The 25637-nt window shown below is 64.1% G+C and carries 26 protein-coding genes, 1 tRNA gene and 1 riboswitch; of the genes, 14 read left to right on the plus strand and 13 right to left on the minus strand.

What is annotated here, in order from left to right; genetic code table 11:
• Window positions 1-185 precede the first annotated feature (185 nt).
• From proS to LB571_RS13220, 4 genes are all read left to right on the plus strand, one after another.
• Window positions 186-1514, plus strand: coding sequence for a proline--tRNA ligase (proS, locus tag LB571_RS13205; RefSeq protein ID WP_224594963.1), 1329 nt, complete (start codon window positions 186-188; stop codon window positions 1512-1514).
• Window positions 1511-2797, plus strand: coding sequence for a lipoprotein-releasing ABC transporter permease subunit (locus LB571_RS13210; RefSeq protein ID WP_140788682.1), 1287 nt, complete (start codon window positions 1511-1513; stop codon window positions 2795-2797). Before proS ends, LB571_RS13210 begins: the two co-directional genes overlap by 4 nt.
• A complete protein-coding gene (locus tag LB571_RS13215; RefSeq protein WP_140615836.1) occupies window positions 2797-3477 on the plus strand; it encodes an ABC transporter ATP-binding protein in 681 nt (226 codons plus the stop codon). The genes LB571_RS13210 and LB571_RS13215 overlap by 1 nt, the downstream gene beginning before the upstream one ends.
• A gap of 648 nt (window positions 3478-4125) precedes the next feature.
• Window positions 4126-5376 (plus strand): Zn-dependent protease, encoded by a 1251-nt coding sequence (locus tag LB571_RS13220; protein WP_015317361.1) that lies wholly within the window; start codon window positions 4126-4128, stop codon window positions 5374-5376.
• A gap of 20 nt (window positions 5377-5396) precedes the next feature.
• Here the strand turns inward: LB571_RS13220 and lipB are convergent, their stop codons facing one another.
• The 7 genes from lipB to LB571_RS13255 form a co-directional block, all read right to left on the minus strand.
• Window positions 5397-6140 carry a lipoyl(octanoyl) transferase LipB gene (lipB, locus tag LB571_RS13225; protein ID WP_224594966.1) on the minus strand — a complete coding sequence of 248 codons (744 nt, stop codon included), beginning with the start codon at window positions 6138-6140 and terminating at the stop codon, window positions 5397-5399.
• A gap of 142 nt (window positions 6141-6282) precedes the next feature.
• Window positions 6283-6367: transfer RNA gene (locus LB571_RS13230), tRNA-Leu, on the minus strand.
• Between the two features lie 189 nt (window positions 6368-6556).
• Window positions 6557-7456, minus strand: coding sequence for a succinate--CoA ligase subunit alpha (gene sucD / locus LB571_RS13235; RefSeq protein ID WP_015317363.1), 900 nt, complete (start codon window positions 7454-7456; stop codon window positions 6557-6559).
• A 14-nt stretch (window positions 7457-7470) separates the two neighbouring features.
• The gene (locus LB571_RS13240) at window positions 7471-8655 is read right to left on the minus strand and encodes a malate--CoA ligase subunit beta (protein ID WP_015317364.1); all 1185 of its coding nucleotides are present in this window, start codon (window positions 8653-8655) and stop codon (window positions 7471-7473) included.
• Between the two features lie 21 nt (window positions 8656-8676).
• Window positions 8677-9639 carry an HpcH/HpaI aldolase/citrate lyase family protein gene (locus LB571_RS13245; protein WP_015317365.1) on the minus strand — a complete coding sequence of 321 codons (963 nt, stop codon included), beginning with the start codon at window positions 9637-9639 and terminating at the stop codon, window positions 8677-8679.
• Between the two features lie 11 nt (window positions 9640-9650).
• The gene (locus tag LB571_RS13250) at window positions 9651-10841 is read right to left on the minus strand and encodes an aminotransferase class V-fold PLP-dependent enzyme (RefSeq protein ID WP_224594968.1); all 1191 of its coding nucleotides are present in this window, start codon (window positions 10839-10841) and stop codon (window positions 9651-9653) included.
• A gap of 123 nt (window positions 10842-10964) precedes the next feature.
• Window positions 10965-11633, minus strand: a complete 669-nt coding sequence (locus LB571_RS13255; protein WP_015317367.1) for a LuxR C-terminal-related transcriptional regulator — start codon at window positions 11631-11633, stop codon at window positions 10965-10967.
• Window positions 11634-12019: 386 nt separating this feature from the next.
• Here LB571_RS13255 and mgtE point away from each other — a divergent pair, with 386 nt between their 5' ends.
• Both mgtE and LB571_RS13265 read left to right on the plus strand, forming a co-directional pair.
• Window positions 12020-13438 (plus strand): magnesium transporter, encoded by a 1419-nt coding sequence (gene mgtE, locus LB571_RS13260; RefSeq protein WP_015317368.1) that lies wholly within the window; start codon window positions 12020-12022, stop codon window positions 13436-13438.
• Window positions 13439-13577: 139 nt separating this feature from the next.
• Window positions 13578-13964 (plus strand): MerR family transcriptional regulator, encoded by a 387-nt coding sequence (locus LB571_RS13265; protein ID WP_006203215.1) that lies wholly within the window; start codon window positions 13578-13580, stop codon window positions 13962-13964.
• Between the two features lie 6 nt (window positions 13965-13970).
• Here LB571_RS13265 and LB571_RS13270 read toward each other — a convergent pair whose 3' ends face one another.
• Window positions 13971-14477, minus strand: a complete 507-nt coding sequence (locus LB571_RS13270) for a methyltransferase family protein (RefSeq protein WP_140723996.1) — start codon at window positions 14475-14477, stop codon at window positions 13971-13973.
• On the minus strand, window positions 14474-15472 hold the full coding sequence (locus LB571_RS13275) for a heparan-alpha-glucosaminide N-acetyltransferase (protein WP_224594971.1): 999 nt from the start codon (window positions 15470-15472) through the stop codon (window positions 14474-14476). The genes LB571_RS13270 and LB571_RS13275 overlap by 4 nt, the downstream gene beginning before the upstream one ends.
• Before the next feature lie 236 nt (window positions 15473-15708).
• On the opposite strand from LB571_RS13275, the gene LB571_RS13280 reads away from it, so the two are divergent.
• The gene (locus LB571_RS13280; RefSeq protein ID WP_140714770.1) at window positions 15709-16908 is read left to right on the plus strand and encodes an MFS transporter; all 1200 of its coding nucleotides are present in this window, start codon (window positions 15709-15711) and stop codon (window positions 16906-16908) included.
• Window positions 16909-16911: 3 nt separating this feature from the next.
• Here the strand turns inward: LB571_RS13280 and LB571_RS13285 are convergent, their stop codons facing one another.
• Window positions 16912-18087 carry an aromatic ring-hydroxylating oxygenase subunit alpha gene (locus tag LB571_RS13285; RefSeq protein WP_224594972.1) on the minus strand — a complete coding sequence of 392 codons (1176 nt, stop codon included), beginning with the start codon at window positions 18085-18087 and terminating at the stop codon, window positions 16912-16914.
• A 143-nt stretch (window positions 18088-18230) separates the two neighbouring features.
• Window positions 18231-18430, plus strand: a riboswitch (cobalamin riboswitch).
• Between the two features lie 35 nt (window positions 18431-18465).
• Here LB571_RS13285 and LB571_RS13290 point away from each other — a divergent pair.
• The 4 genes from LB571_RS13290 to cobO are packed head-to-tail and all read left to right on the plus strand — an operon-like array spanning window position 18466 to window position 20588.
• Entirely contained in the window at window positions 18466-18645 is a 180-nt protein-coding gene (locus tag LB571_RS13290) for a CbtB domain-containing protein (protein WP_015317373.1), read from the plus strand.
• A gap of 15 nt (window positions 18646-18660) precedes the next feature.
• On the plus strand, window positions 18661-19464 hold the full coding sequence (locus LB571_RS13295) for a CbtA family protein (RefSeq protein WP_015317374.1): 804 nt from the start codon (window positions 18661-18663) through the stop codon (window positions 19462-19464).
• Complete coding sequence (cobU, locus tag LB571_RS13300) at window positions 19457-19972, plus strand: bifunctional adenosylcobinamide kinase/adenosylcobinamide-phosphate guanylyltransferase (RefSeq protein WP_224594974.1); 516 nt, start codon at window positions 19457-19459, stop codon at window positions 19970-19972. Before LB571_RS13295 ends, cobU begins: the two co-directional genes overlap by 8 nt.
• 1 nt (window position 19973) lies before the next feature.
• Window positions 19974-20588: a cob(I)yrinic acid a,c-diamide adenosyltransferase gene (cobO, locus tag LB571_RS13305; protein ID WP_224594977.1), complete on the plus strand. Its 615-nt coding sequence runs from the start codon at window positions 19974-19976 to the stop codon at window positions 20586-20588.
• Here the strand turns inward: cobO and cbiB are convergent.
• The gene (gene cbiB, locus LB571_RS13310; RefSeq protein WP_224594980.1) at window positions 20585-21559 is read right to left on the minus strand and encodes an adenosylcobinamide-phosphate synthase CbiB; all 975 of its coding nucleotides are present in this window, start codon (window positions 21557-21559) and stop codon (window positions 20585-20587) included. The genes cobO and cbiB overlap by 4 nt on opposite strands.
• Between cbiB and cobD the strand changes: the two genes are divergently transcribed.
• The gene (cobD, locus tag LB571_RS13315; RefSeq protein WP_224594983.1) at window positions 21558-22604 is read left to right on the plus strand and encodes a threonine-phosphate decarboxylase CobD; all 1047 of its coding nucleotides are present in this window, start codon (window positions 21558-21560) and stop codon (window positions 22602-22604) included. The genes cbiB and cobD overlap by 2 nt on opposite strands.
• Window positions 22601-23110, plus strand: coding sequence for a tyrosine phosphatase family protein (locus LB571_RS13320; RefSeq protein WP_224594986.1), 510 nt, complete (start codon window positions 22601-22603; stop codon window positions 23108-23110). The genes cobD and LB571_RS13320 overlap by 4 nt, the downstream gene beginning before the upstream one ends.
• Here the strand turns inward: LB571_RS13320 and LB571_RS13325 are convergent, their stop codons facing one another.
• Together LB571_RS13325 and LB571_RS13330 are read right to left on the minus strand one after the other, a co-directional pair.
• Entirely contained in the window at window positions 23111-23914 is an 804-nt protein-coding gene (locus LB571_RS13325; protein ID WP_140661022.1) for a creatininase family protein, read from the minus strand. It lies immediately after the preceding gene.
• 56 nt (window positions 23915-23970) lie between these two features.
• On the minus strand, window positions 23971-24354 hold the full coding sequence (locus LB571_RS13330) for a RidA family protein (RefSeq protein WP_140615865.1): 384 nt from the start codon (window positions 24352-24354) through the stop codon (window positions 23971-23973).
• 267 nt (window positions 24355-24621) lie between these two features.
• On the opposite strand from LB571_RS13330, the gene LB571_RS13335 reads away from it, so the two are divergent.
• Window positions 24622-25626: an ABC transporter substrate-binding protein gene (locus LB571_RS13335; RefSeq protein WP_224594989.1), complete on the plus strand. Its 1005-nt coding sequence runs from the start codon at window positions 24622-24624 to the stop codon at window positions 25624-25626.
• The last annotated feature ends 11 nt before the right edge of the window (window positions 25627-25637 follow it).

Genomic DNA, 25637 nt, shown 5'->3' on the forward strand with positions numbered 1-25637 from the left:
AAGAGGTTCGGTGCGTTCCATTGTCGGCGCGGGTCGATCCGGAAGCGAGGGATTCGGGCTCGGAAGGGGCTGACGTGGTGGGATGGCCGGGTTTCCATTCGGTCATGAAATCGCTATGAAGCCGGGGCAAGCAAGCCTGCGCCGCGCCGATTCTGGCGTGGCCATTCTCATTCACGGACCTGTCCATGCGTTTGTCGCGCTATTTCCTGCCTATCCTCAAAGAAAACCCGCGCGAGGCCGAAATCGTCTCGCATCGGCTGATGCTGCGCGCCGGCATGATCCGCCAGCAGGGGCAAGGCAGTTTTTCCTGGCTGCCGCTGGGCAAACGGGTGCTGGACAAGGTCTGCAAGATCATCCGCGAGGAGCAGAACCGCGCCGGTGCGCTGGAGATCCTGATGCCGACCATCCAGTCGGCCGATCTGTGGCGCGAGAGCGGCCGTTACAACGACTACGGCAAGGAGATGCTGCGCATCAAGGACCGGCAGGACCGCGACATGCTCTACGGTCCGACCAACGAGGAAATGGTCACCGAGATTTTCCGCGCTTACGTCAAATCCTACAAGGACCTGCCGCTCAACCTCTACCACATACAGTGGAAGTTCCGTGACGAGGTGCGGCCGCGCTTCGGCGTGATGCGTTCGCGCGAATTCCTGATGAAGGACGCCTATTCCTTCGATCTCGACTTCGAAGGCGCGAGAGCCGCCTACAACCGGATGTTCGTGTCCTATCTCAGGACTTTCACGCGCATGGGCCTGCAGGCCATTCCGATGCGGGCCGACACCGGTCCGATCGGCGGCGATCTCAGCCACGAGTTCATCATCCTGGCCGACACTGGTGAAAGCCAGGTCTTCTGCCATCGCGATTACCTGTCGCTTGCCGTGCCCGGCGCGAACACCGACTTCGCCAATAACGGCGAGATAGCAGATATCGTCAAGACGTGGACGACGCCTTACGCCGCCACCGACGAGATGCATGACGAGGCGGCGTGGGAGAAGGTTCCGACTGGCGACCGGGTCTCGGCGCGCGGCATCGAGGTCGGCCATATCTTCCACTTCGGCGAGAAATATTCCAAGCCGATGGGGGCCAAGGTGACGGGGCCCGACGGCAAGGATCATTTCGCCTCGGGCGGCTCCTACGGCATCGGCCCGTCGCGGCTGGTCGCGGCGATCATCGAGGCCAGCCATGACGAGAACGGCATCATCTGGCCGGAAGCGGTGGCGCCGTTCGATATCGGCCTGATCAACATGAAGGCGGGCGATGCCGACTGCGATCGCGTCTGCGACGAGCTCAACGCCGCCTTCACCGCCGCCGGCAAGGACGTCCTCTACGACGATACCGACCAGCGGCCGGGCGGCAAATTCGCCACCGCCGACCTGATCGGCCTGCCCTGGCAAGTGATCGTCGGGCCGCGCGGTGTCGCCGCCGGCGAGGTCGAGATCAAGAATCGCAAGACCGGCGAGCGCGTGACGCTGCCGATCGCCGACGCGGCCAAACACTTCGGTGCCGCCGCATGAGCGAGGCGGCGGCAGCGCGATCGGCGGGCGCCGGCCCTTTTTCCATCTTCGAGCGCACGGTCGCCTGGCGCTATTTGCGTTCGCGGCGCAAGGAGACGGTGATCTCGGTGATCGCCTCGATCTCTTTTCTCGGCATCATGCTGGGCGTCGCGACGCTGATCGTGGTCATGGCGGTGATGAACGGGTTCCGCGCCGAGCTTTTGACGCGCATCCTCGGCGTCAACGGCCATCTGATCGTGCAGCCGCTCGATTCGCCGCTTGAGGACTATGCCCAGGTCGCCAGGCGCATCAACGGCGTACCCGGGGTCAAATACGCCATCCCGCTGATCGACGGCCAGGTGCTCGCGCAAGGCAATGTCGGCGGCGGCACCGGCGCGCTGGTGCGCGGCATCCGGGGTGAAGATCTCGGCAAGATCGCCATCGTGGCCAGCAACATCAAGCAAGGCACGCTCGCCGATTTCGATACCGGCGAGGGCGTCGCCATCGGCAAGCGCATGGCCGAGAATCTCGGCCTGACGCTCGGCGATACCATTACCTTGATCTCGCCTGACGGGGATGTGACGCCGCTCGGCACCACGCCGCGCATGAAGGGCTACAAGATCGCGGCGATCTTCGAGGTCGGCATGTCCGAATATGACACCTCGATCGTCTACATGCCGTTCTCCGAAGCGCAGCTCTATTTCAACATGGACGGCCGGGCGCAGACGATCGAGATCTATGTCGACAATCCCGACGATGTCGACGCGCTGAAACCCAAGGTGGAAGCGGCGGCGCAGCGGCCGATCGACATGGTCGACTGGCGCCAGCGCAACGAGACTTTCTTTTCGGCTCTGCAGGTCGAACGCAACGTCATGTTCATGATCCTGACGCTGATCGTGCTGGTGGCGGCGCTCAACATCATTTCAGGACTGATCATGCTGGTGAAGGACAAGGGGCATGACATCGCCATCCTGCGCACCATGGGCGCCTCGCGCGGCGCCATCCTGCGCATCTTCCTGATGACTGGGGCGGCGATCGGCGTGACGGGCACGCTCGCCGGCGTGCTGCTCGGCGTCGTGATCTGCACCAATATCGAATCGATCCGCCAGTTCTTCTCCTGGATGACCGGCAAGGTGCTGTTCAACCCGGAGCTCTATTTCCTCAGCCAGTTGCCGGCCAAGATGGATCCGCGCGAGACGACCTATGTCATCATCATGGCGCTTGCGCTGTCCTTCCTGGCAACCGTGTTTCCGGCATGGCGGGCGGCCCGCCTCGATCCGGTCGAAGCCTTGAGGTACGAGTAGTGGCCGAGGTCCTTATCGAGCTGAAGAGCGTCGAACGGCACTACGTCCAGGGGCCGCGCAAGCTCACCATCCTGAACGGCGCCGATTTCGCGCTGCGGCGCGGTGAAATGGTGGCGCTGGTGGCCCCGTCGGGCACCGGCAAATCGACGCTGCTGCATACGGCCGGGCTGTTGGAGCGGCCGGATGCCGGCGACGTGATCCTGTCCGGACGCGCCTGTGGCCGGCTGTCCGACGACGAGCGCACCTCGATCCGCCGCAACGATGTCGGCTTCGTCTATCAGTTCCATCATTTGCTGCCGGAGTTTTCCGCGCTGGAAAACATCATGATGCCGCAGCTCATCAAGGGCCTGCCGCGTAAGGAAGCGTCCGAGCGAGCGGCGCAACTGCTCGACTACATGCAGATCGGCAAACGGGCGTCGCACCGGCCGTCGGAGCTTTCCGGCGGCGAGCAGCAGCGCGTCGCCATCGCGCGTGCGGTCGCCAATGCGCCGCTGGTGCTGCTCGCCGACGAGCCCACCGGCAACCTCGACCCGGTCACAGCCTCCTACGTGTTCGAGGCGCTGGAGGCACTGGTGCGGCAATCGGGCCTCGCGGCGCTGATCGCCACCCACAATCACGAGCTTGCATCGCGCATGGACCGGCGCGTCACGTTGGCCGACGGCAAGGTGGTGCCGCTCTAAGGACGATTCTCACCCGACGTGTACCGCGCGGGGGTAGCTTAGAACCGCCAGTGAGCGCTCATTGCGATCAGAGTGGACGATATCGCGCTCGTCGCCAGGATGGCCAACCAAATTACGAGATTGCGAGAGAGGCGCCGCCGGCGACCTTGTCGCATACGCTTTCGCCAGCGTTCACCTTGATTTGCGCCTCCGTATTTCCCCATGTCGATCGCTCAGCAATGCCTCAGGCCCAGGCATTTTCGGCTCAGCCAAAATTTAATACAAGCGCTCGCTAATTTGTTCTTCCCGGGCTGAAGCCTACCCTGGCAAGCTTCCAACTCCCTCTCTTAGCGACCAATTAACGTTTCGCTAACCGTGCACAGTTCCCCGCCCATGGCCATACCTCCCAGCGGTTGACAATGGAACAAAATTAGAACAAATTAGAAACATATCCACAACAGGAGAGAGTTATGACCGATTTGGTTCAGGATGTCGTCTCGCTGGTTTGCATGAGCGCGTTTCTTGTCTCCATGGCGATCTGGATCGGAGCCATGTGATTTGGCGGCGTCGGCCGTCGCTGTTTCTCGAAGGCCAATGCCGCCCCGCCGTTAAGCTTTTCTTGCCGCAGCAAAGTTAGGGTGCGTCTCCAAGGCAGGGAGCAACGTCCAGGTGTCGCCCATCGTCACGGCCATTCTCGTGGCCAGCAATCTCGGGCTGATCTTTCTCCTGATGACCGTGCCGCTTGGTTTGCGCACGGTCAGGTCGAGCCGCATCGTGGCGATGGACCGGCAGCGCCTGTGGCAGGCGCTGTGGCCGCTCGGCAGCGATGCCGGCTGGTCCGGCGAGATCCTGTCGGCGCAGCCGCTGGACGAAGAGGGCGTCGCCCGCGTCACGCTCTCTTGGGAAGGCCGCGATGGCAAGCCGATAGAGCGCAGGGCGCAGTTTGAAGATGTCGTCGAGGGCAGCCGCTTCTCGATGCGGGTGATCGAGGACACCGCGCTCGATAGCTCGTTCTGGAAGGACTATGGCGAGACCGCCGAACTGGTTTCGGAGGGAAGCGGCACGCGCGTGACGCTCAGCCGGACCGACCGGTACCGCGGCGTGGCTTTCCTGGTGTTTCGCTATTTCGCCATGCGCCGCGAGCTCTCCAAGCTGCAGCGTTGGGCAAGGACCGGGCAGTATCGCAAGGGTGGCTGGTTCGAGCATCCGCTGAGCCAGGTCGGCTTTGCCGTGTTGTCGGCATTGATGCTGTGGCCGTTCTTCGGCCTTCACCTCGGCGGGCTGGCGCTGGCCGCGATCCTGACGTCGGTGGTGGCGCTGCACGAACTCGGCCACATGGCGGCGTTCCGGCTGACGGGCCATCGCAGGGCGCGGATGATCTTCATCCCGCTGCTTGGCGGCATCGCCATTGGCGGCCGGCCCTATAACAGCCGTTTCGAAGTGGCCTTCGTGGCGTTGATGGGGGCGGGGTTTTCCGCCTTCCTGGTGCCGATCGTCATCGCCGCCAGCGTGCTTGCCGGCGGCGAGGGTCACAAGGCGGCTGCCGCGCTGCTCGCCGCACTCGCAGGCTGCGCTGCCCTGTTCAACATCGCCAATCTGGTGCCGGTGTGGAAATTCGACGGCGGCCAGGTGCTGCGACAGATCTGCCCGGGGCCGGTCGTCCTGGCGCTGGCGTCCTTCTCGCTGCTCTCGGCCTTTCTGGCGCTTGGCTGGCGGGCCGGTTTTTCCCTGGGCTTCCTGCTCGCGGCCGGTGCGGTATTTTCGATTCTCAGCCTGCTCACCGTCGGCAGCGGGGTGAAGCCACGCCACGAACTGGAGCCGATCGGCACTGTCGATCGTTTGGTCATCGCCGGGGCCTTGCTGGCGGTGTTCGCCATCCACGGCTGCGGCGTGTTGTGGGCGTCAGGGCAGTTGCTCTGAGCTGGTTGGGTCCGAAAGGATCAACCCGTCTTGCGGGCAGCCTCGACCGGCAAAGCCGCCACGGGACCAAAAACATCCTCGAAGGCTGATTTCAGCGCCAGATCCAGATCGGCCATGCCGACGGGCAGGCCGAGGTCGACGAGGCTAGTGACGCCGTGGTCCTGGACCCCGCACGGCACGATGCCGCCGAAATGCTCGAGCTCCGGTTCGACATTGATGGCGATGCCATGGAAGCTCACCCAGCGCCGCAGCCTTATGCCGATTGCCGCGATCTTGTCCTCGGCAGGTGAGCCGTCGGGCAAAGCAGGGCGATCTGGCCGTACCACCCAGACACCAACCCGGTCCTCGCGGCGTTCGCCGCGCACGTTGAAGGCGGCGAGCGTGCCGATGATCCACTGTTCGAGCGCCGCGACGAAGGCGCGCACGTCCTCGCGCCGGCGCTTCAGGTCGAGCATGACATAGGCGACCCGCTGGCCTGGCCCATGATAAGTGTATTCGCCGCCGCGTCCGGCCGCAAAGACCGGAAAGCGATCGGGCTCGATCAGGTCTTCGATGCGGGCGCTGGTGCCGGCGGTGTAGAGCGGCGGATGTTCGACCAGCCAGACCATTTCGCCGGCAGCCCCGCCGCGGATCGCCTCGGCGCGCGCCTCCATGAACGCCAGCGCATCGGGATAGGCGACAAGGCCGGGCTCGACCAGCCATTCCACCGGTGCCGAACCGGGCAAGGGCAGGAACGACGTGGCGATCTGGCTGCGTTCTGTCATGGGGTCTCTCTTGTCGCCTTCCATATGGCGATATCAAGCAGAAACGTCCAGTTCGCCGTGCACGTGGCGCCGGGCATCCGACGCGCCGGCAAGACAATGAGTGCTTGCTGGTTCAATTCGCAGCTGTGTCGTCAGGATGATTTGGTGCGGTCGAGAAGACTCGAACTTCCACGGGTTGCCCCACAGCGACCTCAACGCTGCGCGTCTACCAATTCCGCCACGACCGCACGTGGTAGAGCCGGAACCGACCGGCTCGCGGCGTGTAGCAAATCGTTTCCAGCGAAACAAGTGCGCCACGAGTATTTAATCGCTGGGAATGGCTATAACGGATCAATCGCTTTGCGCGCCCGGAAACGAAGGCGGCGGCGCGTCTTGGAGACTGCGTCGCCGCGTCCGTCTTTCGCCCGAACCTGCGGCTACGCCGCCTGCTTCCTCCGCGCCAGCGTATCTGCCACAACCTCGCCAAACGATGACGGCGTCGGCACGATGATGACGCCGGCCTCTTTCAGGATCTCGACCTTTTCCTGCGCGGACTCGCCGAAGGCCGAGATGATGGCGCCGGCATGACCCATGCGGCGGCCTTTGGGGGCGGACAGGCCGGCGATGTAGGCGATCAGCGGCTTCCTCATATTGTCGCGCGCCCAGATCGCGGCTTCGGCTTCCTGCGGTCCGCCGATCTCGCCGATCATGACCACGGCGTCGGTCTCGTCGTCCTGCTCGAACAGCTTCAGAACGTCCTTGAAGGAGGAGCCGTTGATCGGATCGCCGCCAATGCCGACGCTGGTCGACACGCCGATGCCGAGCGCCTTCATCTGCGAGGCGGCTTCATAGCCCAGCGTTCCCGAGCGGCCGACGATGCCGATGCGGCCGGGCAGGTAGATCGAGCCGGGCATGATGCCCATCAGCGCCTGTCCCGGCGTGATGATGCCGGCGCAATTCGGCCCGACCAGCCGCATGCGGTCCTCGAAGCGGTAGCGGCGCATGTAGCGCTTGACCTGCATCATGTCCTGCGACGGGATGCCGTCGGTGATGCAGACGCAGAGCTTTATCCCCGCATCCGCCGCTTCCATGATCGAATCGGCTGCAAAGGGCGGCGGCACGAAGACGATGCTGGCTTCGGCACGGGTCTCGCGCACCGCGCCCTTGACCGTGTTGAAGACGGGCAGGCCGAGATGCGTCTGGCCGCCCTTGCCGGGCGTGACGCCGCCGACGAGCTTGGTGCCGTAGCGCTTCATGTCCTCGGCATGGAAGCTGCCGATCTTGCCGGTGAAACCTTGCACGATGACGCGTGTGCTGCGGTTGAGCAGGATTGCCATTTTTCCGTCCTCCCTCAGGCTGCTTTTTTGTTGGTGGCCACGCGCCAGGCGGCGACGGCTTTTTCGGCGGCTTCGGCGAGCGTGTCGGCGACGATCACCGCCTCGCCGGAATCGGCCAGGATCTTGCGCCCTTCCTCGGCCCTGGTGCCGGACAGCCGCACCACCAGCGGCACGTTGACGCCGACCTCGCGGATCGCCTTGATGACGCCCTCGGCGACCCAGTCGCAACGGTTGATGCCGGCAAAGATGTTGACCAGGATGGTCTCGACATTCTTGTCGCCGAGCACGGCGCGGAAGGATTTCGCGACCCGCTCGGGCGAAGCGCCGCCGCCGATATCGAGGAAGTTGGCCGGCTCGCCGCCAGCGATCTTGATCATGTCCATCGTCGCCATGGCGAGCCCGGCGCCATTGATGATGCAGCCAATATTGCCGTCGAGGCCGACATAGGAGAGGCCGCGATCGCTGGCGAAGGTTTCGCGCGGGTCTTCCTGGCTCTTGTCGCGCAATTCGGAGATTTCGGGCCGCCGGAACAGCGCGTTCTCATCGAACGACATCTTGGCGTCGAGCGCCACCAGGCTGCCGTCACGGGTCACCACCAGCGGATTGATCTCCAGCATCGAGGCGTCGTAGTCGCGGAACACCTGGTAGCAGCTGAAGATGGTCTCGGTCGCCTTGCCGATCAGACTGTCCTCCAGCCCGAGCCCGAAGGCGATCTCGCGCGCCTGGAAGCGCTGCATGCCGACGCCAGGATCGACGGTGGCGCGGATGATCGAATCGGGTGCCTTCTCGGCTATCTCCTCGATCTCCATGCCGCCGGCGGCCGAGGCCACGATCATGACGCGCTCTTCCTTGCGGTCGAGCACGAAGCCGAGATAGAGCTCCTGCGCGATGTCGACGGCTTCCTCCAGATAGAGGCGCGAGATCAGCTTGCCGCGCGGGCCGGTCTGGTGGGTCACCAGCTTGCGCCCGAGCATGGCTTCGGCGGCGCTGGAAATTTCCTCGTCATTGGCGCAGAGCTTGATGCCGCCGGCCTTGCCGCGCGCGCCGGAATGAACCTGCGCCTTCAGCACCCATTTGCCGCCGCCGATCTCGCGCGCCCGGTAGGTCGCCTGTTCGGGGCTGTAGGCCAGGCCGCCACGCGGCACGTGGATCCCATGCCGGGCGAGCAGCTCCTTGGCTTGGTATTCGTGTATGTCCATTCTTTTCTCCTCCCCAAATCGTCAAAGTGCCGCGACGTGCTGCTGGCCGGCGCGTTCGATGGCGTCGTTGACCACCAGAACGTTGCGCGCCATGCGTTCCGACGCGGCGTCGATCATCTTGCCGTCGAGCGCGGCGGCACCCTTGCCCTGCGCCTCCGCCTCCTTCAGCACTTCGAGGATGCGGCGGGCGCGCGTGACTTCCTTCTCCGGCGGCGAGAAGACGTCGTTGGCCAAGGCAATCTGCGACGGATGGATCGCCCATTTGCCTTCGATGCCGAGCGCGGCGGCGCGCCTGGCGGCCGCCTTGTAGCCTTCAGGATCTGAGAAATCGCCGAACGGTCCGTCGATGGCGCGCAGGCCGTAGGCGCGGCAGGCGACGGTCATCCGCGACAGGGCGAAATGCCACTGGTCGCCGGGATAGTCGGGGTTGAGGCCGCCAATATTGACGGTCCGCGCCTTGCAGCTTGCCGCATAGTCGGCAACGCCGAAATGCATGGCTTCCAGCCGTCCAGGGGTGGCGGCGATAGCCTCGACATTGGCCATGCCGAGCGCGGTCTCGATCAGGGCTTCCAGGCCGACACGGGTCTTAAAGCCCTTGGCCATCTCGATCTGGTTGACCATGGCCTCGACCATGTAGAGGTCGGCCGGAACGCCGACCTTGGGCACCAGTATGGTGTCCAGCCGGTCGCCGGCCTGCTCCATGACGTCGACAACGTCGCGGTACATGTAGTGCGTGTCCAGCCCGTTGATGCGCACCGAGACGGTCTTGCCCTTGGCGCGCCAGTCGATGTCGTTGAGCGCCTGGATGATGTTCTTGCGTGCGCGTTCCTTGTCGGGCGGCGCGACGGCGTCCTCAATGTCGAGGAAGACGAAGTCGGCGGCGCTGTTGGCCGCCTTGTCGATCATCTCCGGGCTGGAGCCTGGAACCGCCAGTTCGCTGCGCTGCAGCCTGAGTTTCTTGAGGTGGTTAATGGTGTGGCTCATCGTCGACTCCCTCAGGCGGCTTCGGCGACCGGCAGCGCGGCCGAGGCGCGGAAATGCTGGATGGCGGCGCCGACGCCGGAGCCCGGCGCCAGCCGGACGCCACAATCGAGCAGCGCCATTTCCGCCGCCGAAAGCGAGGCCAGCACCATCACCTCGTTCAGCCAGCCGAGATGGCCGATGCGGAAAACCTTGCCGAACACCTTGTTGAGGCCGCCGCCCAGCGACGTCTGGTAGGCCTGGTAGGCGCGCTTGACGACGTCGCCGCTGTCGATGCCATCCGGCACGAGAATGGCGCTGACCGTGTCCGAATGCCATTTTGGCGCCTTGGCGCAGAGCTTCAGCCCCCACGCGTCGACCGCCTTGCGCACACCTTCGGCGAGGCGATGGTGCCGGGAGAAGATGGTCTCCAGCCCTTCCTCGGCGATCAGGTCGAGCGAGGCGCGCAGGCCGCGCAGCAATTGTGTCGCCGGGGTGTAAGGGAAATAGCCGGCATCGTTGGCGCGGATCATGTCCTCGAAGGAGAAGAAACAGCGCCGGTGGGTGGCGGTTCTCGAAGCGACGAGCGCCTTCCTGCTCACCGACAGGAAGCCGAGGCCGGCCGGCAGCATGAAGCCTTTCTGCGAGCCGCTGACGGCGCAGTCGACGCCCCATTCTTCCTGGCGAAAGTCGACCGAGCCGATCGACGAGACGCCGTCGACGAAAAGAAGGGCAGGGTGGTTCGCATCGTCGAGCGCGGCGCGGCAGCCGGCGACGTCGCTGGTGACGCCTGTCGCCGTCTCGTTCTGTGTGCAGAAAATCGCCTTGATGCGGTGCGTCTTGTCCGCCTTCAGCCGCTCCGCATAGAGTTCCAGCGGAACGCCGGTTCCCCATTCGCAGTCGATGACGTCGACCTCGAAACCGAGCCGTTCGGCCATGTCGACCCACAGATGCGAGAACTGGCCGAAACGCGACATCAAAACGCGGTCGCCTGGGCTGAGCACATTGGTCATCGCCGCTTCCCAGGCTCCGGTGCCCGAGGACGGGTAGATGAAGACGCGGCCGGTCTCGTTCTTGAAGACCCGTTTGATGTCCTCGAACAGCGGCAGGGTGAGGTCGGGGAAGGTGGCCGCGCGCATGTCCTCCATCGGCAGGTTCATCGCTTGGCGTACCTGCTCGGGGATGTTGGTCGGCCCGGGAATGAAAAGATGGGTGAAACCGGCCATGATGCGAACTCCTCCTGATCCAGCAAAGCGGTGGTGGGAGTTTCGTTTCGACGGCCGATGCCGACAACACCTTGGCGGGTAAGATCTCACCGCATGCGGGTGGGTATGGCCTACCCGGTCGCCCTACCCGAAAGGCTGCCTTTGGCTACGCCTCTCTCGTGAATAGAGCGCGACCGCCATGGCGCGGTTGCGGACGTCCAGCTTGTCGTACAGATTCTTGAGATGGTACTTCACGGTGTTTTCGGAGATGCCGGTCCGGGTGGCGATCTGCAAATTGGTCCAGCCGTCGGACAATACCGCCAGCAGTTCACGCTCGCGCACCGTAAGCCGGGATAGAGGCGTATCGTTGACCTTGTTGATGTCGATATAGGGGATGCAGATGCGGCCGTGCGCGACAGCCAGGATCGTGTCGAAGATGATGGCGGGATCGTCGAACTGGAAGCAGTAGCCCTGGGCCCCCAGGCGCACGCACTGTTTCAGGATGCCGATGTCATGGTCGTTTGAAAAGACCGCGATGCGAACGTCGAGCTTGCGGGCCTGGACCTCGGCCAGGACATCAGCGCCGTCCATGTCGGAGAGCTTCCAGCCGATCACGGCGACATCGAACTCCTGGACCGCTGCCAGCTCCAGGAAATGCCTGCCGCTTTGTACGGAGGCCAAAAGCTCGAAGCGCCCGTCGCAGTCCAGCATTTCGCGCAGAGCCGATATGACGAGCGGATTGCGTTCGGCCACGACCACGCGAACGCGCCGCTCGTCGATTGCCTTGTTTTCTGTCCGCGACCTGATCTTCAAGGGCTTCCGGCTTTTTTGTTGCGGCTTGGGGGTCCAGCCGATGCCTGGACCTGCATCATGACAATTCTGCCCCAATCGCGCACGGGTGCTCTTTCCCCAGCGACATGCGCTGTCGCGTGGCCGGGCCACAAGCACACCCGCTTTTGACGGAATCGATCAGGTTGCGCACGCCGGACAATGTCGCGTCGGTGGAAAACGACGCCTTTGCGCAAGCGGGATTTTCGGCTGAATTCCCGTGCGTTGGAGCGACGGGCTGCGAAATCGAATCATGCCGCCGCTCCAAATTTCTTGTTTGTGGTCGGACCCAAAACCGATTTCCACTTTTCGGAATCATGGTCTAGACCTGACTGGCAACCTTTCCGGGATTCTGATGGCTGGAGACGCTGGTGGAAGGCCAGGACAAGCAGACGACCTCCGCCAAGGCGGCTGACGACGCCCACGCCGACATCTATGGCGAGGACGGCGCGGTTCTTTCGTCCTTCCTTGCCCAGATCGGTGCGGCGATCGCCGACCGCGATACGCTGACACTCAAGCGCGAAGTCGACGACCTGCATCAGTCGGAACTTGGCGACCTCATCGAGGCGCTGCATCCCGAGCAGCGGCGCGCGTTGGTCGAACTGCTGGGCGCCGACTTCGATTTTTCCGCGCTGACCGAAGTCGACGAGGCGATCCGCATGGATATCGTCGACAATCTGCCCAATGCGCAGATCGCGCAGGCCGTGCAGGCACTCGATTCCGACGACGCGGTCTACATTCTCGAAGACCTCGAGCCGGAAGACCAGGACGAGATCCTGTCGCAGCTGCCGTTCACCGAGCGGATCAGGCTGCGGCGCTCGCTCGACTACCCGGAAGAGACCGCCGGGCGGCGCATGCAGACTGAGTTCGTCGCTGTGCCGCCTTTCTGGACCATCGGCCAGACCATCGACTACATGCGCGAGGACAAGAACCTTCCGGACCGCTTCAGCCAGATCTTCGTCATCGATCCGACCTTCAAGTTGTTGGGGGCCATCGATCTCGACCAGATCCTGCGCGCCAAGCGCGCGGTCAAGGTGGGGGAGGTCATGCATGAGACGCGGCACGCCATTCCCGCCACCATGGACCAGGAAGAGGCGGCGCGGGAATTCGAACAATACGACCTTCTGTCGGCCGCGGTCGTCGACGAAAACGAACGGCTGGTCGGCGTGCTGACCATCGACGATGTCGTCGACGTCATCCAGCAGGAGGCGGAGGAAGACCTGCTGCGCATGGGCGGCGTCGGTGACGAAGAGCTCTCCGACAGCATTCTGGCGACCTCGCGCTCGCGCGTTCCCTGGCTGCTCGTCAATCTGCTGACGGCATTCCTGGCGGCATCGGTGATCGGCCTGTTCGACCACACGATCGAGCGGATCGTGGCACTCGCCGTGCTGATGCCGATCGTGGCCGGCATGGGCGGCAATGCCGGTTCGCAGACCATGACCGTCACCGTGCGGGCGCTGGCGACCAGGGATCTCGACATCTACAACGCCGGCCGCATCATCCGCCGCGAGATGGGCGTCGGCTTCATCAACGGCATCGTCTTCGCCGTGCTGATCGGCATCGTCGCCGCAAGTTGGTTCCACGACCCTAATCTCGGCGGCATCATCGCGGCGGCTATGATCATCAACATGTTCGTGGCGGCCCTTGCCGGCATCCTGATCCCGCTGCTGCTCGACAGGTTCAAGGTGGATCCCGCGGTCGCTTCGGCGGTTTTCGTCACCACGGTCACCGACGTCGTTGGATTCTTTGCCTTCCTCGGCCTCGCGAGCTGGTGGTTCGGCGTCCGGTAACGGTCTCAATTGACTTTTACGTAAATGCCGTGCGAGGCTTGTGCGGGGTGTCGCGTCGATTCCGGCGGACAAGGGTTTGGTTCGGGACAGAAGGGCGACGCCGCATGGCGAGCGCCTGGAATTCCGGCAGGGAGTGACAATGCGGGAATATTATTCGATCACCGAGCTGACCCGCGAATTCGACGTGTCGACGCGGACACTGCGTTTCTATGAAGACGAGGGATTGGTGCAGCCGGTGCGGCGCGGCCGCACACGCCTGTTTCGCCCTTCCGACCGCCACCTCATCCGGCAGATCATGCGCGGAAAACGCCTCGGCTTCTCGATCAACGAGATCCGCGAGATCATCCAGATGTACAAGGAGCCGCCGGGCGAGGTCGGGCAGCTCAAGCTGATGATCAAACGCATCGAGGAAAAGCGCGAAGACCTCAGGCAGAAACGTCGCGACCTCGAGGAGACACTGGCCGAACTCGACCAGGCCGAGGAGTCTTGCGTCGAGCGGCTGGTCGAGCTCGGCGTCAACACGTAGCCCTGCTCAAATCCAGCGCCGGACTCTTTTTGCATAGTCGCGGTATTTCTTGCCGAATTTCGCCGCCAATATCTTTTCCTCGCCCTCGATCGCGACCTTCTGGGTGACGAAGGCGGCGACGAAGGCAAGCAGGAAGAACCAGGCGATGCCCGAGACGAAGGCGACGCCGATCAACAGCAGCGTGTTGGCCAGGTACATCGGATTGCGGCTGACGCCGAAGGGGCCGGTCGTGACGAGATGATCGGGCACGGCGTTGGGATTGAGCGTGGTCCTGGCCCGTATCATGGTGCGGATCGCTGTGAACCAGAGTACGGCCACGGCGAACAATGCCACCCAGCCGGCGGCGAACAGGATGTCGCCAAGGAGATCGCCGATCCAGGGCAGCGGGATGTAGAGGCCGAGCACGACACTGATGAGGATGGCGGCGGCGTAGATCACCGGCGGCCACGGTACCAGCCCAGGCTTCGGCCCGGTCCCAGGCTTCGGTTCGATCCCAGGTTTTGGCCCGATCATTGTGTCCCTCCCTCCGTCATCTTGTCGTCGGTCTTGGCGGTGCACGTTGCGGCAAGATCGGACAGATGCGCCCTGAAGTCCGCAGTCTGGTCGTTGTTGAAGAGCCGATCAAGAGAGGCTTCACCTTCGAGCGTTTCGAGCATGCAGCCGCAATAGCTCGAACAGAAGGTTGCGTTGCGCATCTGCTCGCACGATCGCTGGCAGGTTTTCAGGAAATTGACCTGCGGGGTTTCGACCTGCGCCGGCATCACTTGCGAGAACAGCCAGACGCAGCCGATCAGCAGCGGCTGGTGGATCAGGTAGAAAGCCAGGCTGTGGCGGCCGATGAAGACCAGCGGGTTGGACCAGCGTCCGGGCGCCAGGTTCGCCAGGCGTGCCCTTATGCCGGAGGTGGAGGCGAATTTCGCCACCGCAATGCCCGTAAGCACGGCGCCGAACCAGGGGAACAGCGGAACGTAGTCGTTGGAGCGCGGATTGATCGCCGACAGGCCGATCCACCAGAGCCAGGGATGATCGAGAGCCTCGAAGCGCAGGTAGACTGGTGCCGCGATGACGAGCGCGGCGACGGCAAGCGTCAGCAATGCCGGCAAGCGCAGGAAGGCGAGGCCGAGCAGGCTGGCGAGCGCGATCTCGTGCAGGATGCCGAAGAAGATGAACCCGTCGGGCGTGGCGACGCGGGTGACGACCGAAATGGCGACCGCCGAGCCGGCGACCATGGCGAACCGCCTCCAGAAGCCGTTCCAGCGGATCTGCCGGCCATGGGCGAGATAGAGGCTGACGCCAACCAGGAACAGGAAGGTCGATGCAATGCAGCGGGCGTAGAACTTCCACCAGCCGAAGGCGGTGAGGCCGGGATCGGTGTAACCGAAGAATTCCAGGTCCCAGGTGAAGTGGTAGCTCGCCATCGCGATCAGCGCGATGCCACGCAAAATATCGATGGCGACGATGCGCTTCGATGGCTGCGGGACGGGTACGGTCGGCGTGTGGATGCTCATGGTCTCGCGATCTGATTCAGCCCCTCCACGACGACTATCACGGTTGCACCGGATAGAAGAAGACCGGGCGCCTTGGCCTGCACCGCGCGGCGGGGTCCGCGCCAGCCGCCGGGTTGGGCCAGCGCGGAAAAGCCTTTGACCGGCTTCGCTTTTTGCCGGATGTGCGTCGGTTTCCTCTTAATGGGCCTGAAATGTCCACGGCAGATTTGACGCCGCGATTCTGCTTTGGGGAAGCAATGTCCACCCATGTTCGTCATCCGATCTGGCTTCCGGCCCTCAAGGCCGCGGATGCGCGCACCTTCGCCTCGCTTTACGCGGTCGAATCCTTCGCCCGCGCCATGGTGTCGAGCGTCATACCGATCCAGGCCTACGAGATTCTCCACAACGAGCAGATCGTCTCCATCCTTTACACCGCCGTGTCCCTGCTCGGCCTGTCGGTGACCTTATTCATGCCGATGCTGATCCGCCGCTTCGCGCGGCGCTGGGTCTACACGGCGGGCGCCTGCCTGCTCGCTATCGGCTCGCTGTTCTTCGTCACCCATACGCTCGCCGGGCAACTGGCCGGGATGCTGTGCCGGGTGATGGGTGCCAGCGCGCTGTCGATCACGCTCAACCTCTACATCATGGATCACATCCGCAAGACCGATTTCATGCAGGCCGAATCGCTGCGCATGGCGTGGTCGATGGTTGCCTGGACCTGCGGGCCGACGCTCGGCATTTTTCTCTATACGCGCTTCGGCATTTGTGCCGCGCATGGCGCGGTGGCGGTGTTCGCCATGGCCTTGCTGGCGCTGTTCTGGACCTATCGGCTGAGCGACAACCAGTCGATCCGCCCGGGCAAGACACGACCGGCCAATCCGCTCGCCAATATCGGCCGCTTCGTCGCCCAGCCGAGGCTGAGATTGGCCTGGCTGATAGCCTTCGGCCGTTCCTGCTTCTGGACGACCTTCTTCGTCTATGGACCGCTGTTCATGGTCATCACCGGCGAGGGTGAATTGGCCGGCGGCCTGCTGGTCTCGGCCGGCAACGCGCTGCTGTTCATGGCGATCTTCTGGGGCAAGGCGGGGAAACGCTTCGGCGGCCGCAGGACCATGACTTTTGCCTATTTCGCCATGTCGGCGACGCTGCTGGCGGCCGGTGCCGTGGGCGAAACCGTGCCGTTGCTCACCGGTGCCTTCCTGCTGTGCGGCGCCTTCTTCACCATCGCGCTCGACGCGCTGGGTTCGACCGCCTTCATGCGCTCGGTGCGCTCTTATGAGCGCGCGCAGATGGCGGCGGTCTACCGCACCTATCTCGATTTTTCCGAACTGACGCCGCCGCTGGTCTATTCGGTGGTGCTGGCCTTCTTCGGCCTGGGCTCGGTGTTCGTCACGCTTGGGCTACTGGCAGCCTTTTGCGGCTTCATGACCTGGCGATATCTGCCGAAGTCGCTGTAATCTTCAGGCCTCGGGTGAGCGCGCAGCGTGCCGTTCGCGCACCCAGTTGTGAAAACGGTGCAGGTCGTACTCCTCGGGCATCAGCACGCCAGCTGTATGACGCATCGAGCGGAGGCCCTTCTGGTTGACCTCGCAGATTGCCGCGTCCTCCTCCAGCACCTGTGTGCCGAAGGCAACGATGTTGTCGATGTCGGTCTCGGCGAGCGCCTCGGGCGCGAACAGCCATTCCGCGGTCAATTCGGTCTGTTCGGGACCGAGCGGCGTAAGCCGCACGGTCCTGACATAGTCGACATGGCCGACAATGAACATCGACGGCAGGTTGGTGGCGTAAGTCTGACCGGCGGTTCGTTCCGCCGGCGTCAAGCCCGGGAAGACCGGCCCGTGCGCCTGCCCATCACGCGACCATGTCTCAGCCCCGGTGCGCAGGCCGCCGGAAAATTCCGGCGCGTCATTGTCGGCGTGACGGAGCCATTCGGGATCGTCATGCCGGCTCATCAGGCCGCGGCCATAGATCGGCACCAGCCGCGACAGGTCCTTGTGGACGCCCGGGCAGTGCAGGCACTCGTTGAAATTTTCCCAAAAAATCTTCCAGTTGCAGTTCATCACCTTGCGCAGCACGTGCCCTGATACCAGCGTTTCCAGCGGCCAGTTGTCGAAGTCGCCGGAGGCCGGGTCGAAGGAGGATTGCGCCGAGCTGGCGGCATCTTCCGCAAGATTGACGAAGACGAAGCCCCGCCACACCGAGAGCGCGACGCGATAAAGCGGGTGATCGGCCTTGTCGAAGCCGTCAGGCAGCGATTTCGACGGCACGCGCACCAGATCGCCACGCAGCGAATAGGACCAGGCGTGATACGGGCAGGTGATCAGCCGCGCCTTCAGCCGGCCCTGGCTTTCCTGGCAAAGCTGCGAGCCGCGATGCCGGCAGGTGTTGTGGAAGGCATGCAACTCGCCGGTGTCGTCGCGCAGCAGGAGGATTTCCTGCGTACCGACGCGGAAGGTGCGGAACGCCAAAGGCTGGGCAAGGTCGGCCTCGCGGCAGACGAGCAGCCAGTTCCTGTACCAGATGGCGTCGAGATCGCGCTGATAGTTGTCCTGGTCCCAATAGGCCGACGAGGGCAGCGTCGGCTCCGTTCGAGTCAGGCCGTTGTAGGGCTCGCGCTCGCTGGCATTGGGCTGCATGGCTGGCTTCCCGTGAGGGGTGCCAGCCGACACCCGGCCATGAAGTTTGTCAATCGGGACGGGATGAGGGCAGCTTCGCCGATACGGCGCTCCTGCGCTGGCGGCTGTCGGAATTTGGTTTGCCGGGCGCGGCGAATTTCCCTATAGTCCCCGATGTCGTCGGTTCCTTTTTGGAGCCAAGAGGGAATGCGGTGCGGGCAGGAATTCCTGCCCAATGCCGTGGCTGCCCCCGCAACTGTGTGCGGTAGTCCTCTCCATATGCCACTGAAGATTTTTCTTCGGGAAGGTGGGGAAGGGCGCTTATCCGCGAGCCAGGAGACCTGCCGGCGACAGGAAACTGACTTCGATGCCCTCGGGTGGAGGGCGAAAGGACAAGACATGACTACCGCTTCCGTCTCCCTCGGCGCCTCCGTCTCCTCGCAGTCGCGCTTCATGCAGCTCGCGCTCGCGGCGCTGCTCGGCATCTTCGTCGTCGGCTTTGTCGGCTTCTCGCATATCGATGCGGTCCACAATGCTGCCCACGACTATCGCCACTCGATGGCGTTTCCCTGCCACTAACGAGGATCCGACATCATGAATCTGTTTCGCAACGTCGTGTTCGTCGCGGCGATCGCGGGGCTCGTGGCCGGTGTCGTTCTCGCCTGCATGCAGGCCTATGCCACCGTGCCGCTGATCCTCAAGGCGGAAGTCTACGAAAAGGCCGGCGGCGGCCACCACCATGATCACGCGGCCGCACCAGCGGCGACCAATGATGCCATGAGCACGGTGGCGCCCGCTGGGAATGCCATGAGCTCTGCCGCGCCCGCGGGCACCGATGCCGTGACACCGGCGGAGGAAGACGAAGGCTGGGCGCCGGCCGACGGTTTCGAGCGTTTCGCCTTTAGCGTGGTTGCCAATATCGTCACCGGCATCGGCTTCGCACTGGTCCTGGTCGCGGTTTCCGAGTTCTTCGGCGGCGTCGGCAACTGGCGCCAGGGTGTGTTCTGGGGCCTGGCCGGCTTTGCCGTGTTCACACTGGCACCGGGTCTCGGACTGCAGCCGGAACTACCGGCAATGCCGGCGGCCGATCTTCTGCCGCGCCAGATCTGGTGGACGGCGACGGCGGCCGCGACCGCGATCGGCCTAGGCCTGATCGTGTTTCGCAGATCGCTGCCATTGACCATCCTCGCCGTCTTGCTGATCGTCGCGCCGCATGTCGTCGGCGCGCCGCAGCCCGACAGTTTCGAAACACCGATCCCGGAAGGCCTGCACCATCAGTTCGTGGTGGCGGTGACGGTGACCAATCTGGTGTTCTGGCTGGTGCTCGGCGCGATCGTGGGCGTGGTGCGCAGGCGCTTCACCGGCATGGCGACCAGCCTGCGCGACAGCTTTGCCTGATCGCGGCAGGCTGACCTTCATCATCGGTGGTGCGCGCGCCCCCCCCCCCCCCCACGCCGAAACCCTGATGACGGCATTGCCCTCGCCATGGGCCTATATCGCCACGGCGCAAGCCTATGACGACGAGATGCGCGAGCGCATCGCGCTGCACCGCTCGCGGCGCGGTGAGGGCTGGTCGACCATCGATGCGCCACTCGACCTCGCCGAAGCGCTGGAGGCGTTGCCAGACGGGCAGCCGGTGCTTGCCGACTGCCTGACGCTGTGGCTGACCAATCACATGCTGGCCGATCACGACGTCGAGGCCGCGTGCCGGCGGCTGGCGGACGTGCTGTCTCGGCCGCGCGGACCGTGGTTCGTGGTGACGAACGAGGTCGGGCAAGGCATCGTGCCCGACAACGCGCTGGCGCGTCGGTTTCGTGACGATGCCGGCCGGCTCAACCAGCGGGTCGCCGCGATTGCCGACACGGTGCTGCTCATGGTGGCGGGGCTACCGCTCAAGGTGAAGTGAAATGACCGATATCGACGACAAGGATGAAGAACGCCATCGCGCCAAGATGGCCAAGCGCAAGGCGGTGCAGGACGCCGAGGTTGCGGGCAAGACGATCGAGAAAGGGTTGCTGATCGTCAACACCGGTCCCGGCAAGGGCAAGACCACGGCCGCCTTCGGTCTCGCGCTGCGCGTGCTCGGCTACGGCAAGCGCGTCGGCGTCGTCCAGTTCATCAAGGGCAAGTGGCACACCGGCGAGAAGGACGCCTTTGCCGTCTTTGGCGACCGTGTCGTCTGGCACGCAATGGGCGAGGGTTTCACCTGGGAGACGCAGGACCTGAAGCGCGACATCGCGGCCGCCGAGGCCGCCTGGGCCAAGGCGCTGGAATTGATCGCCGACCCCTCGATCAGCCTTGTCGTGCTCGACGAGCTCAACATTGCCTTGCGCTACGACTATCTCGCTCTCGACAAGGTGGTTGCGGCGCTCAAGGCTCGCCGCGAAGGCCTGCATGTCGTCGTCACCGGCCGCAACGCCAAGCCGGCACTGATCGAGGCGGCGGACCTGGTCACCGAGATGGGGGTGACAAAGCACCATTTCTCGGCGGGCGTGAAAGCGCAGCAAGGCATCGAGTTCTAGAAAACCAGAACGGCGATCAGCGCGACCAGGCCGAACAAGCCGATCAGCAGGTAGTCCGCGACCCGGTAAAGCTTGAGCGCCCGCCTGATATCGCCGCTGTCGACATCGCGGCGGCCGCCTTCGCCCATGAAGATGTCGTCGACCATGACACCGCCATAGCTGCGTGGTCCGGCGAGCGCCAGCCCGAGCGCGCCGGCCATGGCCGCTTCCGGCCAGCCGGCATTGGGCGAGCGGTGTTTTTTCGCGTCGCGCCGTACCGCCTTCCAGGCGCCGCGGGGGTCGGCGCCCTCGACCAGGAGGGAAGCGAGCACGATCAGCAGCGCCGTCAGCCGCGATGCAGGCAGGTTGATCCAGTCGTCGAAGCGCGCCGCCGCCCAGCCGAAGGCCTCATGGCGCGGAGTCCGGTGGCCGACCATCGAATCGGCGGTGTTGGCCGCCTTGTAGGCCGCGCCGCCGGCGAGCCCTCCGACCCCGGTCCAGAAGGCGGGGGCGACGATGCCGTCGGAAAAATTTTCCGCCAGGCTCTCGATCGCCGCGCGGCAGACGCCGGCACGGTCGAGCGTCTCGGGATCACGGCCGACGATCCGCGAAACGGCGGCTCGGCCCATGTCGAGGCCTCCGCTGTCGAGCGCGTCGGCGACGGCTTCGACATGTTCGTAAAGGCTTTTCTGCGACAGAAGCGATGTCGCCAGAAAGACGGCAATGATCCACCCCAGGGGGACAAACCAGAGCAGAACAAGCTGCACGCAAAGGCCTGCTATCGCCGGCACCAGCACGATGAACAGAAGCGCCTGGACACCACGTTGACGACGCAGCGCGTCGGGATCAGTGGCGCGGTTGAGCCGCAAGTCGAGAAAGGATATCAGCCTGCCGAACCATGTCACCGGATGGCCGATGGCGCGAAACAGCCAGTCGGGATAACCAAGGGCGAATTCGACAATTAATGACAGGAAAGCGATCAGGACTGACATGAAGCTTCTTGAAGGAGCGGTGGACCATGGTGGAAGTCTTGGCCGGGCAAGGGCGCTTTTCCCCAATGCCGTGCTGCCTTTCGTCGACCTCTCGACCGGTATCAATCCGCACTCCTACCCGCTTTTCGACCTGCCCGCCACCTCGCTGTGGCGATTGCCAGAGGCCGCGCGTGGGCGCGAACTGGTAGAGATCGCGGCCAACACCTATGGCGCGCCTTCCCCAGCAAGCGTGGTGGCGGCCCCTGGCACACAGATCCTGTTGCCGCGCGTCGCCTCGCTGGTGAGGCCCGGCAAGGCAATGGTGCTGGGGCCGACCTATGCCGAACACGCCCGGGCGGCGGCGATTGCCGGGCACGAGGTGGTCGAGGTCAGCGATTTCGCGGCGCTGGCGGAAGCCGACCTCGCCATCATAGTCAATCCGAACAATCCCGATGGGCGCGTCGTCGAGCGCGACCGGTTGCTGGTGCTGGCCGCTGGACTTCGCGCCAAGGGCGGGCTGCTGGTCGTCGACGAGGCGTTCATGGATGTGGGTCCACGCGAGCACAGCCTCGCCGGCGATGTCGGCCAGGGCGGCATCGTCGTGCTGCGTTCGTTCGGCAAGTTCTTTGGTTTGGCCGGCCTGCGGCTCGGGTTCGCGCTTGCCGACGCGCCGACGGCTGAACGGCTGGACATGCAGTTCGGGCCGTGGGCTGTCGCAGGACCGGCCCTGGAATACGGCATCCGCGCGCTCGCCGATCTCGACTGGCAGGATGCGATGCGGGCCTCGCTGGCGGAAGCGACGGTGCGGCTCGACGCGCTGTTTAGCCGTTTCGGCGTTCCCGTCGCGGGCGGCACCACGCTGTTCCGCTATCTCAGCCTGCCCGATGCCGGCGGCCTGTTTTCCGGGCTTGGCCAGAGCGGTATCCTGCTGCGGCATTTCTCCGAACGGCCGCATGCCTTGCGCGCCGGACTGCCGGGGAGCGAGGAGGAGTGGCGCAGGATCGAATCCGCCCTTGCCGATTGGGCGTCGCGGCGCGAGGATCGGTCGAAAGGTTTCAAACAATGATCCATGTCTGCTCACTGGCGAAAATCGAGGAAGTGGTGGCCAGGACCGGCGCCGACCGCATGCTGTCGCTGCTCGCCGCCGGAACGGACGTAGTCCGACCGGCCTCGATCCCAAGGGAAAACCATCTGCACCTCGTCATGCACGACATCGCCGTGGCGCAGGACGGCATGACCATGCCGGGCGAGGAGCATGTCCGTAACCTGCTCGATTTCGCACGCCGCTGGGACCGGGCGAAACCAATGCTGGTGCACTGCTATGCCGGCATCAGCCGTTCGACCGCCTCGGCCTATGTCATCGCCGCGGCTTTGGCGCCGAAACGCAACGAGGTGGAACTGGCGCGGACGCTGCGAGCGCTGTCGCCTTCGGCGACGCCCAATCCGCGGCTGATCGCGGTGGCCGACGCGCTGCTCGAGCGCAACGGCCGCATGATCGAGGCGATCGAGTCGATCGGGCGCGGCGCCGACGCCTTTGAAGGCACGCCGTTCGCCCTCCAGATCAACGGTTAGCTATTTCAGCCACTCCGCGAGCTTGGCCTTGCGCACATCCCGCACCAGGTTGATGAACCCGTCAGCCTGATATTCCGCGGTCAGCCGGCCTTTCTCGGCTGTCGCGATGCTGGCGTCGCCGACCACGCCGTTCGGGTTGAGATCCCCGGCAATCCAGGCGAAGGCGTGGGTGCCTGTGTGGCGCAACAGCGAGAATTCCTTCTCGGCCTTGGCGACGTTGGAAACGAAATTGTCGGCCTTGCCCATGTCGACGAGATCTGGCCGGAAATGCAGCATCAGCGACGTCTCGACATCGCCGCCATGAATGCCGTGACGATCCTCGAGTTCGGTGTACATGCCGGCCGGGCGGCCAAAGCGCTGCCAACTGGTCTTCACCGCCAGCATCTTTTCGCGCACGCGCAATTCGCGCGTGACGATGCCCATGATCTCCTCATTGCCGCCATGCGAATTGACGACGATAAGCTTGCGCACGCCGGCGCGCGCGATCGACAGGCCAAGCTCGGTCCAGGCGTCGACCAGCGTCGTTGCCGGCAAGGTGAGAGTGCCCGGCGCGTGCAGATGCTCGTTCGACTTGCCAACCGCCTGGACCGGCAGGATGCGGATGTCGAGATCGTCGGGCAAGCGTGAAATCACCGTGTCGAGCATGCCGTTCATGATCGAAGTGTCGGTCGACACAGGCAGATGCGGTCCATGCTGCTCGATAGCTGCCAGCGGCAGCACCGCGATTGTCGCCTCGGGATCGATCGAGGCGTATTCGGTGGTCCGGTAGTCGCCCCACCATACGCGTTTCTTGCCAGCAGTCATGTCACGCCTCTTCAAATGATCAGGTCAGACCTAGCGCGGTGCGGCCGGCCTGTCGATCACCCGGCCGCGATGGCCTCGACCTCGACCTTGAATTCGGGCCGGGCAAAGCCGGAAACGATCATCAGCGTCGAGGCTGGCGCCGGGCTCGAAAACAGCCGGTCGCGAACCTCCATATAGGGCCGCAGATGCGCGCGGTCGGTGACATAGGCGTTGATGCGAACGATGTCGCCAAGTCCCAGCCCGGCTTCGCCCAGAACCGCCGCGATGTTCCTGAAGCAGAGTTCGGCCTGTGCGCCGGCATCTTCCGGTATCTGGTCGTCCGCCGTGATGGCGACCTGGCCCGAGCACAGCACCAGCCGCTTGCCGGCCGGCACCTCGACGCCGTGGCTGTAGCGGGCAAAGGGTGGCTTGATCGACTTCGGGGTAAGGAACTTGAACATGGCAATCTCCTGGATATCGCCAGCCTAAGGCCGGATGCATTGCACCATCAAGATGGTGGTGCATGTCGCCGGTGCGATTGTGGACAGGCGTTCAAAAAATAGGCACGATGCCCTTCGGTGCAGCACGACCTTTCCGGCTTTCGCAGATGGCTGTGGTGCAGGCGGGCGGGTCCCGGCGCGCGACGCCGGTGGCATGTGTCTTGCTTCTTGAATCTTTGGTGTCAAGCACGGCGCGCAACGCGCCGGTGCAAATAAAGGGCGGTGTCAATGTACGTGAAACAGAAGATTTCGGCCACGGTGGTGGCCCTGCTTGCGGCCAGCACGCTGGGCGCGGCGGCGAATGAAAAAGTCACTTTCGGCACCAACTGGCTCGCCGAGCCGGAACATGGCGGCTACTACCAGGCCGTGGCCGATGGGACCTACGCCGCCTGCGGTCTCGACGTCACCATCATGCAGGGCGGCCCGCAGGTCAGCGGCCGGCCGATGCTGCTCGCCGGCAAGATCGATTTCTACATGGGCGGCAATCTGCTGTCGGCCTTCGACGCCGTCCAGCAAGGCATTCCGATGCGTGTGGTGGCAGCCGACTTCCAGAAGGACCCGCAGGTCATCATGTCCCACCCCGGCGAGGGGCTCGACAAATGGGAAGACCTGAAGAACGCCGAGCAGTACATTCTGGGTGACGAAGGCGTGCAGACCTTCTTCCAGTGGATGGTCATCGAGCTCGGTTTCGACGCTTCAAAGCGCGTCCCCTACACCTACAACACCGCCCCTTTCCTCGCCAACAAGAAGTCGATCCAGCAGGGCTACGTCACCTCGGAGCCGTTCGCGGTCAAGAAGGAAGGCGGCTTCGTGCCGAACCAGTTCCTGCTCGCCGACTACGGCTGGGACACCTATTCGACCACGATCGAGGTGATGCAGGAGACGATCGACAAGAAGCCTGAGGTGGTCCAGTGCTTCGTCGATGGCTCGGCCAAGGGCTGGTACAAGTACCTCTACGGCGACAACAAGGCCGCCAACGACATGATCAAGAAAGACAATCCTGACATGAGCGACGACCAGATCGCCTTCTCGATCGAGCAGATGAAGAAGTTCGGCCTCGCCGATTCCGGCGACACCGAGAAGCTCGGCATCGGCGCCATGAAGGAAGAACGGATCAAGAGCTTCTACGACAAGATGGTCAAGGCCAAGGTCACGCCTGAAGGCATCGACATCACGAAAGCCTACACGCTGGCCTTCATCAACAAGGGGGTCGGGCTCGAGCTGAAGAAATAGGCCGGCCCGGC

This window comes from Mesorhizobium sp. BR1-1-4 (genome assembly GCF_020165375.1).
In the GTDB taxonomy this organism is placed as follows: Bacteria; Pseudomonadota; Alphaproteobacteria; order Rhizobiales; family Rhizobiaceae; genus Mesorhizobium; species Mesorhizobium australicum.